Raw genomic sequence first — 16,555 nt, forward strand, 5'->3', positions numbered from 1 at the left:
TAAAACTTCACGTTTCACGTGAGAGAACAACCTCTACTTTATGAATTTTAGTTTTGTCTTTGTCTTTGCTGCATGTAGGCAGTTCAGCATTATTCTCATAAAATTTGCATCTATCATCGAGAACAATTTAGCTTGCCAATACTTTTATCTATATATAGCATATACGGATAGAAATACTCTTGTTTTGTGTTAAAACAGCAAAGCGGATGAGGATTGTACCCAAATTAATTTAAAAGTTTTATTAATCCCATAAAACACTTACTCCATACTCTTGGTTTAATACTATATTTTTACTATAGTAAACTTTTTTGCCATATTTTTTACTTAGTAATTCTACTTCAACTGACTCATCTACTAGAAGTTCTCTTACCTCTTTGTATGAAAGCCATTTTCCGTATCGGGCTAATGCGTTTTGCCAAATTTTAAAGTCACAAGTAGACTCTTGGGTAAGTTCATACATCTCCCCATCTTCTGTTTTCCAATTTGCGTTTGAACAAGCATATAGTTTTACTTTTTTTCCACTCACTTCTTTATCTCTTACTTCAATCGATCCAGCATCACAGTATGGACATTTACCTAAAATCATTTTAAACTCCTAATAATTATAGTAATTTAAATATTCTAACTTATCTCATGACTTGATATTAAAAAAATGACACTTTGCAATATAATTTACTTCTTTAATCTAATCTTCATCAGTTACAGTTACAATTACAATTAGAGTCAACTAGTTAATAAATATTAATAGGAATATCTTATGAAAAAAGTCTTAGTTGTTGATGATAGTCAAACAGTTCTAACTATGCTAAAAGTAGAGTTAGGAAAACATAGTAATATAGAGCCTTTCTATGCTTCAAGCTATAAAGAAGCTGTTCATTTGCTAAGAGAACATAAAGGCGAGTTTCATGTTGCACTGCTTGACATTAGTCTTCCTGACGCTTTAGACGGAGAAATTGTTGGACTGGCAAATTCTCATCATATCCCTTCAGTTGTTCTCACAGGGACTATAGATGAAAAAGTACAAAACTCCATACTTAAAAAAGATGTCATTGATGTTATTTTAAAAAATGATCCTTTAAGTATAGAGTTTGCTGTTAGAGAGATATCTAGAACTTTAAAAAATTATGACACAACTGTTTTAGTTGTAGATGACTCAAAACTCTATAGACAGATTTTACGGGATAGTTTAGAAAAAATTAAACTTAATGTTCTTGAAGCTTCTGACGGTAAAGAAGCATTAGAAATACTATCAAATAAAGAAAACAATATTTCTCTTGTCCTTACAGATTATGAGATGCCAAAGATGAATGGACTTGATCTTACCTTTAAAATCAGAGAAGAAGCTAAAAAAGATCAACTTGGTATTATTGTTATTAGTTCTGCTGAAGCTCAAAATGTAATAAGCAAGTTTTTAAAGTTTGGTGCAAATGATTTTATAAACAAACCATTTACCCATAATGAAATAATCACAAGAGTAAACTCTAACTTGGAACTTTTAGACCTTTTTGGAAAAATCAGAGATATGGCAAATAAAGACTTCTTAACAGGCGCATACAACAGACGCCACTTTTTTGAGAATGGAAATTCTATATACTCGAAAAATAAAAGAAAAAATACTCCACTTGCAGTAGCGATGATAGATATAGATAAGTTCAAAAATATAAATGACACTTATGGACATGACATTGGTGATATAGCTATTAAAGAAGTGAAAAATATTCTCGATAACAATCTAAGAGCTTCGGATCTTATGGCACGTTTTGGTGGAGAGGAGTTTTGTATACTTCTTGAAGATATAACCCTTGAAGACACAAAGCTACTATTTGAGAAAATAAGAGAAAATTTTGAAAAAAATGTAATAGATGCAGATGGGACTAAAATATCATATACAGTATCTACTGGTATATATTTTGGTTTTTCAGATTCACTTGAAGATATGATTAGACTCTCAGATGAAGCACTTTACACTGCAAAAGAGAGTGGTAGAAATAGAGTTGAGATTAAGGAATAAAATAGTATCTATGAATACATACTTAAACAAATTTAATAATTCTATTAAAAACACTCTTTTTCTAAAGCTTCCTGCAGACGAACAAGAGTTTATAAAAAATAAATCCCTCGACTTAAGATTTTCTCATCAAGAGATAAAACAAATCGTAGATATTGCTAGAGACCTTAGCATCTGGGATGAAAAAAATATAACAGAAATTTTTCCTGCTCACGATCAAAAAAAGGTTGTTTTTACCAGACTTCGCAAAGCTTATGAAGATATACGCAACAAGCCAAATTCCTATAAGAACTTCGAGCTTAAAAATATACCTCAAGAACAAAAATTCACTTTTAAAACAGAAGCTAAAGATGGCTTTGGTCTTGGACTTTGTCCTGTTGCATCTGAGAAAACAAGGTGTTGTAATCTTTTAACTCTAGATGCAGTAGAGAGTTGTGGATTTGACTGCTCATACTGCTCTATTCAGAGTTTTTACAATCAAAATACCATCACTTTTGATAGCAACTTTGCAGATAAACTAAAGAACCTAAACCTTGATAAAAACAGAACTTACCATATAGGTACAGGTCAAGCGTCTGACTCTTTAATGTGGGGAAATCGTGAAGGCATTTTAGATGCTCTTTTTCTTTTTGCAAAACAAAATCCAAATGTTATCTTAGAATTTAAAACAAAATCAGACAACATAAAGTATTTTTTAGAGCATGATGTACCAAGTAATATACTTTGTACTTGGTCACTAAACACTCCAACTATTATTGAAAATGAAGAGCATTTAAGTGCTTCTCTTGAGAAACGTTTAGCATCAGCTAGGGCTGTAGCAGACAAGGGTGTAAAAGTTGGTTTTCACTTTCACCCCATAGTCCAATATGAAAACTATCTAAGTGATTATACGCAAGTTTATGCCAGACTTTTAAATGAGTTTAAATCTAATGAAGTCGCACTTGTTAGCTTTGGTACTCTTACCTTTATAAAACCTGTTATCAAACAGCTTAGAGATAGAGAGTTTAGAAGCAAGATAACTCAGATGCCATTAGAGGATGCAAGTGGTAAAAGCTCTTACCCAGATTCTATAAAAGTAGAGATGTTTAAACACGGCTTTGAGAGTTTTACTCCTTGGCATAAAGATGTGTTTTTTTATCTTTGTATGGAAGAGCATGAGATGTGGAGTAAAACTTTTGGTTACCAATACTCTACAAACAACGACTTTGAAAGAGCTATGCTAAGTTCATACTCTAAAAAACTAAATATGGAGTTTCTGATATGAAAATTTTTAAAATCACCCTAGTTTTGACACTGCTAATCTTCTCAAACACTTTAATAGCTAAAGAGTCAAAACCAATAAGTATAAAAGAAAAAAAAGCAAACTTTCGCAAACTGATAGTACCTGCTGTAGATGCTGTTTACAAAGAACTAAATACACAATTTAAAGATATATCTAAAAATCTTACTAATTCAAAGTACAAACAAAGAATAGCTAAACTTAAAAAAACTTATAAGGTTAAGAGTGATAAAGAGTTACTGATGGCTTTAAAACCACATCCAAGAAGTATAGCTATTGCACAAGCAGCGATGGAAAGCGCCTGGGCAACTTCTAAGTTTTTTAAAAAAGCTACTAATATTTTTGGTATTTGGTCATTTAACAAAAATGAGCCTAGAATTGCTGCAAGTGGGAAAAGGGGCAGTAAAACAATATGGCTTAAAAAGTATGCGAGTATTAAAGACTCTGTAAGAGACTACTATAAGAACTTGGGTCGTTCTCATGCATTTAAAGAGTTTAGAAAGTTAAAAATGCAAACAAATGATCCATATAAACTTGTAAAAAAATTAGATCGTTACTCTGAGATTGGTGCTAAATATGGCAAAGAACTAACTTCTATGATAAAATATAATAAGTTTTATCTCTACGATAAATAAATAAATTTAGAAGTGGAAAGTCTTAATGACTTCCACATCCACCACCACAACAACCGTTACTTGTTGACTCAGCAAATGCAATAACAAAATTATTGCCGGCCTCTTGGACTTTAAATTCGTGTTTACCACAGAACTCATCGTTCATATGGTCTCTCATTTCTATTGACTTCATAAGAGCATCATCTTTAGATGCTATTTCAACACCATTTTGAAAATCACTTTTTATAAAACAGTTACACTCTTTTTCTACAATAACTTTAAACATAGTTTATCCTTTAATATATATTCTCGTATATTATCGGAGTCAACTTTTTCTTAACTGATGTAAAAAACTAAGTTCTAAATTTAATCAAAACCATACCGGCAAATTTATTTTTGGTGTAATACTCAACTCTATAAATAGTACCTTTTTTATCAAGAGAGAAACGTTCTGGAATCTCTTTATTTTTTATCTCTATACCGGTCTCTTTTTTCTTGTTGTTTGTATAACCTATAACATTTACCCTATATCTACTATTCTCTTTTACTAAAAAATTGTCTTCTACATCTATAAGCGATCCAAACTTAACATCTTGTAGTTTTCCATCAATCTGTATTTCTACACTTTTAGTATCATCATCATACTCTTGGTAATCAGCTTTTAGTCTTGAGAGTCGTCTATTTCCATACTGAATAACATAAGTGTTGTCTTTTTTAATAATTGTTAGTAAGGGGTTACTAGCTTTAAAGTCTAAAACAGCATCTTTTTTAATAGGAAAATATTTTATTACATCTCTTATCCTAGAGAGTGGTAGCTTAATCTTCTCATCATATAAAGAGATGTAAATATCATCATTTATCGCTTTATAAACACCATTAGAATCCAGTGTAAACTTTCTCTTAAACTCTATTCCCATAATACCCATATATTTTTCTAAGGCTAGAAGATGATAGTAAACCCTTTTATGTGTAGGTAGATTTTTACTAGCTTCATTACCAAAAGCTGCTTTTCCTTGATTGATAGCAAAATAGGTAAGCGATTTTTCCATCTCTTTATCGCCCTCTTTTGTTCTAGTGTTGTGAACATGGTAAATATCTTCACTTATAATGAGATTATTATTTACATGCTTTACCACTTCTGTTGAGATTTCTTCAAGGTTTCCATACATAGGGATATCTATCTGCGTTTGATCTACAATAGAGCACTGTCCCCATCTATTTGGCGAATGCATATCGTCAACATGTTTTTTTCTGTAGTAGCCACTACCATCATGTAAATTAACTACAAGCTTTACGTCGTCATCTTTTATATAGTTTTTAATTCTTGAAACTGTCGCATACTCTGGATCTTGTTCAGATAACTCGGCAAATTTTCTGTTCATATCACCATAAGGACCTCTGCTTCTTTTAATAATACTATAAAAGTTTAGATTTGGGACTATCCAAACTGAACCTTTTGTTATTTCATAATGGGTTGTGAGAAGCGATGCTGATAAAAATCCGCCAGGCTCATCGCCTTGAATACCACCTATTACTAAAAGAGTATTCCCATCTTGTTTACCTTTTTGTATAAGGTTAAAATTAAAATTATTATTAGCACTTAAACATAAAGGCAACAAAAATAGAAAAAGTAGACTATATAACTTCAACATGCCACGGTTCAAATCGTACTCCATAGCTATTGTTTTTATTATATCTCATACTAATATAATCTAATTGTCTCATTTTTTTAAACTCTTGAGTTGAAGCGAAATCAGCTGTAAAGTTTTTATATCCCCACCCACGTCGACCAACATCAAAGTCACTAATAGTATGGTAAGAGTGTGCAGGCGGTGCTATCTCAACAGAAGCTTGGGTAATATTGCCGCCATTATTATATATTTTGTTACAGTAGAGGCTTAGCTGCTTTACAATATTTCTTACACCTGAAGTTAAAACCAATGTATCTCCAATATCTTTTTTTAGCTTTTCATAATCTTCTAGTGGTTTACCTTTAAATAGGTAGTGTCCAGTATAAGGAATCTTTACAACATCTTTTTTTGAAATCTTGTTGTTCAGACTAGAACATGTTGTTGCTCCGTAGAAACCATACTGTTTTGAGTTTTCAGAAAAAAGTTTATCAACTAAAGAAAGCTCCTCTTTTGTAAAACTACCAATTGCAGAGTAGTTTCGTCCATAAAACAAAGCATCATTGAATGAAACAATATTGAAATTTGCATAACCAATAAATCTACTCAATCTTTTTAGTCTTTTATTTAAATTCTCAAGTGCAATATATTCTTGATATGACAAGTAAATATCACTACTCTCTTTAACAAAGTTGCTGGCAATGAGTGGCGTAAGAGCCAAGGTTGATAAAAAAATTCTTCTATTCATAATAGCAATTATATCTAACTATTACTCTAATATAATATTTTATAAAAATATTTTAAAATATCTTAAGGATGATATAAATTATGAAATCGCTATTTATATATCAATATATCTTGATATATAAACTATATTCTGATATCATTACAAAATTATAAAAAAGGATGTTTTACTTATGGATATATTTCTCAAAACAATAAGTTCAATAAATGATGAGACAAGAGTTGAAATATTACATTTTATAAATACAAATGGCGAAGTATGTGTTTGTGATATAGAAAATTCTTTTAACATGATTCAGTCTCGTATCTCAAGACATCTTAAAATCTTAAAAGATGGTGGATTTTTAAAAGTAGACAGACGTGGAAGATGGGCATTTTACTCCATTAAAAGTCCTCTTGATGAGTTTAGACAATCAATCTTAAAAGAGATTAGTTTTTCTGATATAAAAATACCTAAGTTAAATAAAGGATGTAAAAGTGAATAAAAAAGTTCTTATATTGTGTACAGGAAACAGCTGTCGTTCTATTATTGCAGAAGCGGTTTTAAACAAATATCTAGATGGTGTAGATGCTCAGAGTTCTGGAGTAAAAGCAAGTGGAAAAGTAAATCCTAACGCTAAAAAAGTTTTACAAGAGGACGGTTCTTGGAGAGATGAGTACCACTCAAAGACTTTAGATAAAGTTATAGATGAAGAGTTTGATTTAGTAGTGACAGTATGTGACAATGCTATGGAAGCATGTCCAGTTTTCCCTAAAAATACTAAAGTCATTCATGTAGGGTATGAAGATCCGGATGGAAAAAACTACTCAGCATTTGAGAAAACTCTTAAACTTATTAAAATGGAACTTACACCAATAGTAAGAATGGAGTTAGGACTATAATGATTTTAGCATCTATCATATTTCTTATCACACTTGTTTTTGTTATCTGGCAGCCTCGCGGTCTGCAAATCGGAACAACGGCTGTCATCGGTGCATTAGTAGCACTAATTGCCGGAGTAGTAAGCATCAGCGATGTTGGAATAGTTTTTGACATCATTTGGGATGCAACTCTTGCATTTATCGGAATTATCATACTATCAATGGTTTTGGACGAGATAGGTTTCTTTGAGTGGGCAGCACTTAAGATGGCAAAACTCTCTCATGGAAATGGGCATCTGATGTTTGTTTATTCCATAATTCTTGGAGCTATTGTATCGGCTCTTTTTGCAAATGATGGAGCAGCACTAATATTGACACCGATTTTACTTGCTAAAATGAATATCCTTCGTCTAAACACAAAAACCATTTTAGCCTTTTTACTTGCAGGAGGGTTTATAAGTGATAGTGCATCTCTGCCTTTTGTATTCTCAAACCTTACAAATATCGTAACGGCTAACTACTTTGACATAGGGTTTGGAGAGTTTTTCTCAAATATGATTCTTCCATATATCGTTAGTGTTATTGCCAGTATGGCTGTTCTTTGGTTAGTGTTAAGAAAAGATATTCCAAAGACTGTAGATATTCATCTTCTTAAAAATCCTGATGATGTTATAAAACACAAGGGGCTATTTAACTTTAGCTGGTTATTTTTAGCTCTTTTACTTAGTGGCTATTTCATCGGAGATGCTTACGATATTCCCGTTTCTGTCTTTGCTCTTGGTGGAGGTATTTTATTTTTACTCATAGCATCAATAACAAAAACAGTAAAACCAAAACGCATCATAAAAGAAGCTCCTTGGCAGGTTGTATGGTTCTCTCTTGGTCTCTACATCGTAGTGTATGGTCTTAAAAATGCAGGACTTACAGACTACATAACTGAAATACTTGTCTATCTAAATTCTCAAAGCGAAGTTGTAGCTGTTGTAGGAACAGGATTTTTAGCAGCATTTTTAAGTGCTTTTATGAACAACATGCCGACTATTATGGTGATGGATATTGCACTTGTTGACATTGCAAATGAGGCTATGATTTACGCAAACATTGTCGGCTGTAACTTAGGACCTAAGATGACACCTTTTGGATCACTAGCAACTCTACTATGGCTTCACTCTTTAGAGAAAAAAGGCGTAAAAATTGGTTTTTGGCAATATAGTAAATTTGGACTGATTGTAACACCTCCTATACTCTTAGTAGTTTTACTGACATTGGTCTAGAGTTAAAATGGAAGATTTACTTATAGAGTATGTTCAAAATTATGGGCTATTTGCGATAGTAGCAGCATTTGGCATAGGTCTTTTGACGGCACTTGCCCCTTGTAGTATTATAACTTTACCCCTTTTAGTTGGTAGTTCTGTTACTCTAAGTAGTGATTTAGATGCTAAACAAAAAAAATTGTTTATATATAAATATTCACTTTTATTTGTTTTAGGACTAATTATTAGTTTCTCTATTTTAATGTTGATAGTTGCTAAAGTTGGAATGATGTTAAGTGCTGCTCCATTTTGGGCTTATGCTTTAGCTTCAATATCCACATTTATTGTTGTAGCTTTCTCTTTAGGATATATAGGAAGTTTTGATAAACAAAAGATAGCTAATAAATTTTTAAACTATAAACTTTATGGTGCTGTTATTATTGGTATTATTTTTGGTCTTGTAAGTTCTCCCTGTGCTTCTGCTCCACTTGTAGCAATTATAACAGTAGCTGAACAAACTGGATGGATTTATTCATATTTATTAGTTCTAAGTTTTGCCATAGGGCATGCAAGTCTACTTTTACTTGCTGGATTATCAGTAGGATTCACACAGAGTATAATCTCAAATAAGACACTGAATCATTTAAGTAAGTATATAAACAATATTTTTACAGTGATGTTAATAATTATAGGTTTCTACTTTGCTTATCAAACAGTATTGAATTTCTAATAGGATGGAAAATATGAAAAAAATAGTTTTAGCACTTGTAGTATTACTTACCCTAGTAACTGCTCTTTGGTTAGCAAATGATAAATCCAAAAAAGTTGATACTAGTGCAACATTAGTATCAACACCATTTAGTGAGTTTAAACATAAAATCGGGAATGAACCTTTGATGATAGAGTTTGGTTCCATCAGTTGTCATAGCTGTCAAGTAATGGGAAATATTTTATATAAAATCAAACAAAAACATCCAAAGTCAAATATCTACTTTATAGATATTTACAAAGATAGAGAAGTAGCCAAAGAGTTTGGCATTAGAATGATACCAACTCAAAAATATCTAAATAAAAATGGTAATATTGTAGATACACATATGGGTGTAATAGAACAAGATGAGCTAGTAGAAAAATTAAAACAATTAAAGGTCCTATAAATTATGTTCAAAGAATTCGTAGACTATCTTACATATGAGCTGCTAGGTTTAAGTGGGCATCTAGGTGAAGCAATAAACTTCTTCATCTATGACACTATAAAAATTTGGTTTTTACTAGTAACAATTATATTTGTAGTCTCATATCTTAGAACTCATTTTAATACCGAATACGTTCGAGCTCATCTCCAAGGTAAGTCACAGTTTTACGGAAATGTTGTAGCATCTCTATTTGGTATAGTCACTCCTTTTTGTAGTTGTTCTGCCATACCTCTGTTTTTAGGTTTTATCCAAGCTAGGATTCCTGTCGGTGTTACTTTCTCATTTTTAATAAGTTCACCAATGAACAACGAAATAGCAATAGCACTTTTGTTTGGTCTATTTGGTTGGAAAGTCACGGCTATCTACATCGGCTTTGGACTTTTGGTCGCAATACTCGGTGGATACTTCATCGGTCGTATGAATATGGAAAAATACATTCTTATGGATGTAAAACAGATGGAAGGTGAACTCGAAGAAGTACAGATTAAACTCACTCAAAAAGAGAGAGCTAAAGAGGCCTATGACTACACTCTAGACATATTTAAAAAGATATATATTTATGTTCTTATAGGTGTCGGTGTCGGTGCAGTGATTCACGGTTATATTCCTGCTGACTTTATAGCATCTTACGCAGGAGCAGATAATCCTTTTGCAGTAATCATTGCTGTTATTATGGGAATACCCATGTACTCAAATGCAGCGGGTGTAATGCCTCTTGTAGAAGTACTTACAGGTAAAGGTATGCTTCTTGGAACTGCACTTAGCTTTATGATGGCAGTCACTGCACTTAGTCTTCCTGAAGCAATGATACTTAAAAGAATCCTCCATGTAAAACTAATAGCTACATTCTTTGGCATAGTCGGTTTAGGAATCATAGCTATAGGCTACATATTTAATTTTATACTATAAAAAAGGAAAAAATAATGAAAATTGAGATTTTAGGCACAGGCTGTGCAAAATGTAAAACATTAGAAGAAGTTGCAAAACAGGCAGTTGCAAAAATTGGCGGCTTTCACTCAGTTACTAAAGTTGATGATATACAAAAGATTATGGACTATGGTGTTATGAACACACCAGGACTAGTTGTAGACGGTGTTGTTAAAAGCACCGGTAAAGTTTTAAGTGTTGATGAGATTATAAATATATTACAAAACTAAAATACTCAATAAATAATATAATACAATATAAATTAATATTGTAAAAATAAAATAAAATAGTTTATATTTAAGATTACTTTTTGTTATTATTCATTATAATACATCTAGTTTAATAAAAAAGGAAAAGAATGAAAAAAATAATCTTATCAGCGGCTGCTATATTAATGGTAACAGCAAGTTTAAGTGCAGAACCCGTAAAAGGCGCTTATATTGGTTTAGGTTTTGGTGCTTCACAGTTTAATGATGATGGATATGGTGATGATTTCACTGCATATGCGACTAGGGTTAGCCCAGGAAATGGAGTATCTGTAGAAGATGGTTCTTCGGGTTATAAAATATATGGAGGATACCAATTCAATAAAATATTTGCTGTTGAAGCTTCATATACAGATTATGGAAAATCTTATTCAATAGAGATGACTACTGGATACTCTGAAGTATTAGAACCTACTTCATTATCAATATCCGCTAACTTGGGTTATAATTTTGGTAATGAAGGTGAATATAGACCATTTGCTACAATCGGTTTTGCTAATGTTAATTTTAATGAATCAGGTACTGGCACTGTTTATCAAGATACTTCTGCTACTGCTGTAAGATTTGGTTTAGGATTTGAATATACGCCTTCAAGTTTAAATGGATTCGGATTTAGAGTAGCCTATGAAGGAGACTCCTTCGAAACTACAAATACCTATGGAGCAGAGTTTAAAAGTTCATATAACCAAACGCTTGCTTTGTTTTACCTTGGTGCACAATACAAATTCTAAACCTTATTAATCTTCCCTATTTTACAATAAGGCTTTAAAAACTAAATAGCTATAGGACTTGAACACTGTAGCTATTTTATCACATCTCTCACTTTAACCATACTCACATACTAAAATAGATACAATGTCATCAATAATTTATGTATAGACGTACGTAAACTAAAATAACGGAATAACCGGAGAACACAATGCAACAAAGTGAATACCTAGAACTAGGTAAAATCAACACCCTATTTATAGACAGACTCACCACTCCCGGTGCATACTTGATGGCCAAAGATGGCAACGATGTACTTCTACCAGGTCAATACCTCACTCCCCAGATGAAAGAAAGAACATTTGTAGATGTCTTTATATATACAGATTCAGAAGATAGACTTGTAGCTACAACACTTACTCCAACTGCAAAACTTGATGAAATGGCACTATTTGAAGTTATAGATACTGCACCTTTTGGAGCATTTATGGATTGGGGTTTAAGTAAAGACCTTTTAGTACCAAATATGTTTCAAAAAACACCTTTTAAAGTTGGCGAAAAAAGATTTATAAGAGTAATTTACGATGAACGTACTCACCGTTTAGTCGGAACTGAAAAGCTTGGTGACTTTTTTGAGCGAAAGGTTAAGGGCATCAAAATAGCTGATGAAGTAAATATTTTAATCATCGCTAAAACTCCGCTTGGTTACAAGTGTATTGTAGAAGACAAATATGAAGGTCTTATCTATCACAATGAGATTTTTGAAAACATTAACCTTGGCGATAGAAAAAAAGCTTTTGTAAAAGATATTAGAAAAGATGGAAACATTGACCTCAACCTTAGAAAAGCTGGAAGTAAAAAAAGTGGCAGTTCTGCTGATAAAGTTCTTGAACTTTTAAAACAAAACAACGGAATCATGCCTTACAACTACAAAAGTGATGCAGAGCTTATCAAAGATATATTTGGTCTTAGTAAAAAAGATTTTAAACGTTCACTTACTGCCTTGCAAGATGCAGGAAAAATTGAAGTAAAAGATACTGGTATCTATATAAAGGATTAAGATATGGGAAAGAAAAAGAAAAAAAGCATAGAACTTTCAGACAAAAAAATAAACTTTACAGTTGACAAAATCTCTTATAAAGCAATACGCTACTATCCAACTGCAATGAGTCTAGATGCTATGGCTGCAGATGCAGATGGTGTAAAGTTAGGGATGCAAAACATCCCTTTTGCCCATATTCCTAAAGAGATAAAAAAAATTATCAAGCCAAATTAAGGGCACCTCTAAAAAAGAAACAACTCTTTGGGAAATTTAGAGGCTCTTTTATACCACTATCTTCTTGGCATAAAGTAAAAAAAGTATCCCCACAAAAACTATAGTGGCTGTTACATATAGAGTTGAATTATAGTTTCCAAAATACTCAATAAGAGCTACGCTGTATAATGGTGCTCCAACCTGACCGATGCCATAAGCGGCAGTCATTGCACCCATAAGAACAACAGGATTTTTGCCTGCAAGCTTTCCACCTAGGTGCATAAACAGAGCCACTAAACCAATAAAAGTACTTCCATACAAAGCACCGCTAAGCAAATTAAGATATATATTTGTAGTAAATGCTGGAATTAAAATACCCACAACTTGAAGTGCCATAGCTACAATGATAATATTAACACTTCCATAATTATGCGCTAATCTCATCCAGATAATAGAAGATGGAATACCGGCTATTCCTACAACAAGCCAACCAAGACTTCCATAACCATCAAGACCCTTTAAAGAGTTTATAATATCGGGTAAGAATGTTCCCTGAACCACAAAACCTACACCCTCTGTAAAGTATGCAAGTATTAGTAAAATAACATAAGTAGAAAATATAGACTTAGAGAGTTTATGTTTAACTGCTTCTTGTTTTAAGACCTTATCAAAGGAGAGAATATACATAGAGTAAAAAGAAACTACAAAAGCAAAAAGACTCAGAGTAAGCCAAGCATCTGCCCAGTTCCCACTCTTTAATACATATTGACTTATTAGCTCACTTACTACTATGGCAATACCGATTCCACTAAAGTGGATGCCCATTGCTTTCGTTTTATCTTTATAGGTTAGCTTTACCATAACCAGTGCCCCACCGACTATTAAAAGCATAGCCGAACCAAAACCTGCTACAACTCTTGAGGCTAACCATAAAGTCTCATTTGTTGTTGTTGCTAATATCAGTGTAGTTAGAACACTTAAAACTAGACCTATTCTAAAATACTTCACTTTTGTGTTGATATCTTTCATAAAGATGGTAAATATAGCACCTGTGAGATATCCCGCAAAGTTAAATGAAGCCAGCACTCCTGCATCTGTAATAGATAAAAAATCATCTAACATAGATGGCAGTAAAGATGTAAAAGCAAATCTTGCAACACCGACACCTACAAAAATTGCCAGTATTCCGGCAAGTAGTATTGCCGTATTGTTATTTCTATCTAATAAATTTATATTCATAATATTTTCTCTTTTAAAAAGCAGCCTACACCATAAGGTTTTTTAGAATAAAACTTTTTTGAGTGATTTACTATAAGTGCATGATACTCTTGAAAAACTACTACTCTTTCTTTCTCATCTTTTATAGATTTCTCTAAAGCTTCTTGCATAAGTTGTTTCATATCTTGGTATTTTGCTCTCTCATTTATAAGTCCAAGTTCTAAGAGTACTCTTTTTGTATATGCATCCACTTTAAACTCTGGCACATTATATCCATATAAAAGTATCGAGTCAGCAGTCTCTTGACCTATACCTAAAACTGACAAAAGCTCATCCCTTGAAGGAGTTCTTGTATCAAGGGCTTCAAAAAAAGAGATGAACTCTAAAATATATTTAGCCTTTTGATTATGATAACCCGATGGTTTTATAGCAAGTTTTAACTCATCAATACCAAGCTCCCTTATAGCTTTTGGAGTCAATGCATCTAAGCTTTTTAAATTATGCAGAGATTTTACAACAGAAGTAAAGCTGGTATTTTGAGTAAGTATCGAGCCTAGACATACTTCAAAAACTTCCAACTCATTTCTAGGAAAAGAATAGTCTAGTATATGATAACCCTCAGAGTTTCCATTTTTAGACTCATTTACTCCATCGTAGTTTATAAAGGGCCACCAACCTTGCGGGCCGTAATTTTCATAAAGAATTTTGTAAATCTTATATATTTTATCTGTTTTTTTCATCTATATTTTTCATAGCCTCGTATGCTAGTAAAATCCTCTTTCTTTCTATACCCCATCTGTAACCGCTCATAGCCCCTGACTTTCCTATCACTCTGTGACAAGGGATAAGATAAGCTATATTGTTCGAGCCGATTGCACTTGCAACTGCTCTGACTGCCTTTGGTTTACCAATAGAGTTTGCTATATCTTGGTAGGTTGTAAGAACTGCTTCTGGAATATTTAGAAGTGCCTTCCAGACATTTATCTGAAAGTTAGTTCCCTTTACAAATATATCCACTTTCTTGTTATCTAAAAATATACTTTTTAACTGCTCATCTATTTTTTCATCATCATGAATCAAAAGAGCATTTGTCCAACTCATTTGTAACTCAAAAAACAGTTTTTCTTCATTTTCATCAAAAGCTAAAAAACAAACTCCTCTTTTCGTAGATGCTAAAAGAGCTTTACCAAAAGGAGTATATCCATACCCATAAACTATTTCTAAATCTTTTCCAAGCTCTTTATACTCTTTGGGGGTCACTCCGACAAAGTTTACAAACATATCATGAAGTCTACTTGAACTTGTAAGTCCAAGTTCCAACGAAGTATCTAGTATACTTTTTGACTCTTTAAGATGTGTTTTTGCATATTCTAGTGTAGTGGCATGTAAGAATTGCATCGGTGTTACACCTACATACTCTTTAAAGAGTCTACTGAAATGATACTTGCTAAGTCCAACATGTTTAGCTATTGTATCTAGTGAAGGTTTTTCTTTGAAGTTTTCATCTATATAGTTTATAACTTCTTCTATCTTTTTATAGTTGTCGCTATCTATTTTAAAACTATTTTTCATCTCTAGCTCCTAACTTAAGCCAATTAAAAAAAGTATAACAAAAACAATAGTTACACACAATCCAGATATTGCTCAACAGCAAATAAAAATTAGTAAAATTATACCAAATACTAAGGCAAAATATAGGATAATAAGTCAAATTAGGAGAGCAAGATTGGTTTTAAGATTTATAGAGGGTATTGGCGATAAAACAATAAACGCAATATCTTCATTCTATGAAGTATTAAAGTTCACATCTATATGTCTACTCCACATGGTTAAACCAAATAGTTACAACCCTGCTATGAGAATGGTTCTTGTAAAACAGATTTATTTTACAGCGGTGGGTATAATCCCTCTCTTCACTACAATGGCTATTTTGTTTGGCTCTGTAATTATTGGTGTTGTCATTGTTCTTGCTACAGAATATGGTCTACAAGATAAAATAGGTTCTATTATTATTACCTTTGTTATTGATGAGTTTTCTCCATTTTTTACAGCTCTGCTTATTTCTCTTCGCTCAAGTACAGCTGTAAATACAGAAATAGCCGTTATGAATGTGAATCATGAGTTAAATACACTCAGACAATATAATATAGACCTTATTGACTATCTATTTTTACCAAGGATTATCAGTGGTATGATTAGTGTGGTCTCTCTCTCCATCTTATTTGCCGCGATTATGCTGAGTAGTGGTTATCTTTTTACTCTTTTTTATATGAATATGGATTTTCATACTTACAAATATCTACTTATCAATGCTATTGAAGTAAAAGACTTAGTTATTTTGCTAGTTAAGAGTATGGCTTTTGGATTTGTAACGATGCTTATTCCAATATACAGCGGTCTTAAAACTACAAGTGCATATACTGCAATTCCTATCTCCGTTTTAAACGGGATGGTTAAACTCTTTGTTGCATTATTTTTTATTGAGGTGTTATCATTACTACTACAATCACTGTAAAACTATTTGATCGCTACTATGAGATAGAAGACTACCTTGTCACGGCAGACGAGTACTCTCTTATATCTAATAAAACTCCGCTT

Annotated in this window: 21 protein-coding genes; 14 read left to right on the plus strand and 7 right to left on the minus strand. The window is 32.4% G+C overall.

Translation table 11 applies throughout. The features are described 5' to 3' along the window. Window positions 1–241: 241 nt before the first annotated feature. On the minus strand, window positions 242–586 hold the full coding sequence (locus tag ACLHDE_RS12975) for a hypothetical protein (RefSeq protein WP_415396828.1): 345 nt from the start codon (window positions 584–586) through the stop codon (window positions 242–244). A gap of 171 nt (window positions 587–757) precedes the next feature. Here ACLHDE_RS12975 and ACLHDE_RS12980 point away from each other — a divergent pair, with 171 nt between their 5' ends. Genes ACLHDE_RS12980 through ACLHDE_RS12990 form a run of 3 tightly spaced genes read left to right on the plus strand, consistent with a single transcriptional unit; the run spans window position 758 to window position 3,922 of the window. Continuing rightward, window positions 758–2,011 carry a diguanylate cyclase gene (locus tag ACLHDE_RS12980; RefSeq protein WP_415396829.1) on the plus strand — a complete coding sequence of 418 codons (1,254 nt, stop codon included), beginning with the start codon at window positions 758–760 and terminating at the stop codon, window positions 2,009–2,011. 10 nt (window positions 2,012–2,021) lie between these two features. Beyond that, window positions 2,022–3,272 carry an SPL family radical SAM protein gene (locus ACLHDE_RS12985; RefSeq protein WP_415396830.1) on the plus strand — a complete coding sequence of 417 codons (1,251 nt, stop codon included), beginning with the start codon at window positions 2,022–2,024 and terminating at the stop codon, window positions 3,270–3,272. Next, a complete protein-coding gene (locus ACLHDE_RS12990; protein WP_415396831.1) occupies window positions 3,269–3,922 on the plus strand; it encodes a glucosaminidase domain-containing protein in 654 nt (217 codons plus the stop codon). The genes ACLHDE_RS12985 and ACLHDE_RS12990 overlap by 4 nt, the downstream gene beginning before the upstream one ends. 22 nt (window positions 3,923–3,944) lie before the next feature. Here ACLHDE_RS12990 and ACLHDE_RS12995 read toward each other — a convergent pair whose 3' ends face one another. The 3 genes from ACLHDE_RS12995 to ACLHDE_RS13005 all read right to left on the minus strand — a co-directional run bounded on the left by ACLHDE_RS12995 (window position 3,945) and on the right by ACLHDE_RS13005 (window position 6,277). Further along, the gene (locus tag ACLHDE_RS12995) at window positions 3,945–4,187 is read right to left on the minus strand and encodes a hypothetical protein (protein ID WP_415396832.1); all 243 of its coding nucleotides are present in this window, start codon (window positions 4,185–4,187) and stop codon (window positions 3,945–3,947) included. Between the two features lie 67 nt (window positions 4,188–4,254). Beyond that, window positions 4,255–5,577, minus strand: coding sequence for a M99 family carboxypeptidase catalytic domain-containing protein (locus ACLHDE_RS13000; protein ID WP_415396833.1), 1,323 nt, complete (start codon window positions 5,575–5,577; stop codon window positions 4,255–4,257). After that, on the minus strand, window positions 5,537–6,277 hold the full coding sequence (locus ACLHDE_RS13005; RefSeq protein ID WP_415396834.1) for a M15 family metallopeptidase: 741 nt from the start codon (window positions 6,275–6,277) through the stop codon (window positions 5,537–5,539). Before ACLHDE_RS13005 ends, ACLHDE_RS13000 begins: the two co-directional genes overlap by 41 nt. A gap of 169 nt (window positions 6,278–6,446) precedes the next feature. Here ACLHDE_RS13005 and ACLHDE_RS13010 point away from each other — a divergent pair, with 169 nt between their 5' ends. From ACLHDE_RS13010 to ACLHDE_RS13055, 10 genes are all read left to right on the plus strand, one after another. After that, the gene (locus tag ACLHDE_RS13010; RefSeq protein WP_415396835.1) at window positions 6,447–6,758 is read left to right on the plus strand and encodes an ArsR/SmtB family transcription factor; all 312 of its coding nucleotides are present in this window, start codon (window positions 6,447–6,449) and stop codon (window positions 6,756–6,758) included. After that, on the plus strand, window positions 6,751–7,155 hold the full coding sequence (locus ACLHDE_RS13015; protein ID WP_415396836.1) for an arsenate reductase ArsC: 405 nt from the start codon (window positions 6,751–6,753) through the stop codon (window positions 7,153–7,155). The genes ACLHDE_RS13010 and ACLHDE_RS13015 overlap by 8 nt, the downstream gene beginning before the upstream one ends. After that, complete coding sequence (locus ACLHDE_RS13020) at window positions 7,155–8,408, plus strand: arsenic transporter (RefSeq protein WP_415396837.1); 1,254 nt, start codon at window positions 7,155–7,157, stop codon at window positions 8,406–8,408. The genes ACLHDE_RS13015 and ACLHDE_RS13020 overlap by 1 nt, the downstream gene beginning before the upstream one ends. Window positions 8,409–8,415: 7 nt before the next feature. Then, a complete protein-coding gene (locus ACLHDE_RS13025) occupies window positions 8,416–9,117 on the plus strand; it encodes a cytochrome c biogenesis protein CcdA (RefSeq protein ID WP_415396838.1) in 702 nt (233 codons plus the stop codon). 13 nt (window positions 9,118–9,130) lie between these two features. Next, window positions 9,131–9,544 carry a thioredoxin family protein gene (locus tag ACLHDE_RS13030; RefSeq protein WP_415396839.1) on the plus strand — a complete coding sequence of 138 codons (414 nt, stop codon included), beginning with the start codon at window positions 9,131–9,133 and terminating at the stop codon, window positions 9,542–9,544. Window positions 9,545–9,547: 3 nt separating this feature from the next. Beyond that, entirely contained in the window at window positions 9,548–10,492 is a 945-nt protein-coding gene (locus tag ACLHDE_RS13035) for a permease (protein ID WP_415396840.1), read from the plus strand. Window positions 10,493–10,506: 14 nt separating this feature from the next. Further along, on the plus strand, window positions 10,507–10,740 hold the full coding sequence (locus tag ACLHDE_RS13040; protein WP_415396841.1) for a thioredoxin family protein: 234 nt from the start codon (window positions 10,507–10,509) through the stop codon (window positions 10,738–10,740). Between the two features lie 128 nt (window positions 10,741–10,868). Next, complete coding sequence (locus ACLHDE_RS13045) at window positions 10,869–11,507, plus strand: outer membrane beta-barrel protein (RefSeq protein ID WP_415396842.1); 639 nt, start codon at window positions 10,869–10,871, stop codon at window positions 11,505–11,507. Window positions 11,508–11,695: 188 nt separating this feature from the next. Continuing rightward, the gene (locus ACLHDE_RS13050; RefSeq protein WP_415396843.1) at window positions 11,696–12,544 is read left to right on the plus strand and encodes a S1 RNA-binding domain-containing protein; all 849 of its coding nucleotides are present in this window, start codon (window positions 11,696–11,698) and stop codon (window positions 12,542–12,544) included. 3 nt (window positions 12,545–12,547) lie between these two features. Continuing rightward, complete coding sequence (locus tag ACLHDE_RS13055; protein ID WP_415396844.1) at window positions 12,548–12,760, plus strand: hypothetical protein; 213 nt, start codon at window positions 12,548–12,550, stop codon at window positions 12,758–12,760. A gap of 48 nt (window positions 12,761–12,808) precedes the next feature. Here the strand turns inward: ACLHDE_RS13055 and ACLHDE_RS13060 are convergent, their stop codons facing one another. The 3 genes from ACLHDE_RS13060 to ACLHDE_RS13070 are packed head-to-tail and all read right to left on the minus strand — an operon-like array spanning window position 12,809 to window position 15,529. Then, window positions 12,809–13,978, minus strand: a complete 1,170-nt coding sequence (locus ACLHDE_RS13060; protein ID WP_415396845.1) for a YbfB/YjiJ family MFS transporter — start codon at window positions 13,976–13,978, stop codon at window positions 12,809–12,811. Beyond that, window positions 13,975–14,697 carry an endonuclease III domain-containing protein gene (locus ACLHDE_RS13065; protein ID WP_415396846.1) on the minus strand — a complete coding sequence of 241 codons (723 nt, stop codon included), beginning with the start codon at window positions 14,695–14,697 and terminating at the stop codon, window positions 13,975–13,977. The genes ACLHDE_RS13060 and ACLHDE_RS13065 overlap by 4 nt, the downstream gene beginning before the upstream one ends. Continuing rightward, complete coding sequence (locus ACLHDE_RS13070; RefSeq protein WP_415396847.1) at window positions 14,681–15,529, minus strand: bifunctional transcriptional activator/DNA repair enzyme AdaA; 849 nt, start codon at window positions 15,527–15,529, stop codon at window positions 14,681–14,683. Before ACLHDE_RS13070 ends, ACLHDE_RS13065 begins: the two co-directional genes overlap by 17 nt. A 154-nt stretch (window positions 15,530–15,683) precedes the next feature. Here ACLHDE_RS13070 and ACLHDE_RS13075 point away from each other — a divergent pair, with 154 nt between their 5' ends. Then, window positions 15,684–16,472, plus strand: a complete 789-nt coding sequence (locus tag ACLHDE_RS13075; protein WP_415396848.1) for an MlaE family ABC transporter permease — start codon at window positions 15,684–15,686, stop codon at window positions 16,470–16,472. The last annotated feature ends 83 nt before the right edge of the window (window positions 16,473–16,555 follow it).

Origin of the sequence: Sulfurimonas iocasae, from assembly GCF_047716755.1 — a bacterium.
GTDB lineage: Bacteria > Campylobacterota > Campylobacteria > Campylobacterales > Sulfurimonadaceae > Sulfurimonas.